This window comes from Caballeronia sp. LZ065 (assembly GCF_031450975.1).
Classification (GTDB): Bacteria; Pseudomonadota; Gammaproteobacteria; order Burkholderiales; family Burkholderiaceae; genus Caballeronia.
Genome location: NZ_JARUXV010000034.1, coordinates 1 through 710, shown reverse-complemented (window position 1 = coordinate 710; position 710 = coordinate 1). Strand labels below are relative to the sequence as shown.

At 61.7% G+C, this 710-nt stretch carries 1 protein-coding gene; it reads left to right on the top strand.

Going from position 1 to position 710, the window contains the following annotated elements; all coding sequences use genetic code 11:
- Positions 1-710, top strand: a 710-nt coding sequence (locus QCE63_RS35525) for an aldehyde dehydrogenase family protein (protein ID WP_309839943.1), incomplete at both ends; no start/stop codon positions are given.

Genomic DNA, 710 nt, shown 5'->3' with positions numbered 1-710 from the left:
GAGGAAATGACCGGCAATCCGATCGTGCGCAAGCTCTCGTTCACCGGCTCCACCGCCGTGGGCCGACTGCTGATGGCGCAGAGCGCGCCGACGGTCAAGAAGGTCACACTGGAACTCGGCGGCAACGCGCCCTTTATCGTGTTCGAAGACGCCGATATCGATGCCGCAGTCGAAGGCGCCGTAGCCTCGAAGTATCGCAACAGCGGTCAGACCTGCGTCTGCACGAACCGCTTCTACGTGCACGAAAAAGTCTACGACGCGTTCGCGCAGAAACTCGCCGCCGCAGTCGGCAAGATGAAAGTCGGCAACGGCACCGAAAGCGGCGTCGCGCTTGGACCGCTCATCAACGAAGCCGCCGTGAAGAAGGTCGAATCGCATATCGAGGATGCGCTCTCGAAAGGCGCGTCACTGGTGTCAGGCGGCAAGCGCCATGCGCTTGGCCACGGCTTCTTCGAGCCGACCGTGCTCACGAACGTCACGCCGGACATGAAAGTATCGAAGGAAGAAACCTTCGGCCCGCTCGCGCCAGTCTTCAAGTTCAGCTCCGACGAAGAAGTCGTGCGCATGGCCAACGACACCGAATTCGGTCTTGCCGCGTACTTCTACAGCCGCGACATCGGCCGCGTATGGCGCGTGGCCGAAGCGCTCGAATACGGCATGGTGGGCATCAACACCGGGCTGATTTCGAACGAAGTGGCACCGTTCGGCGG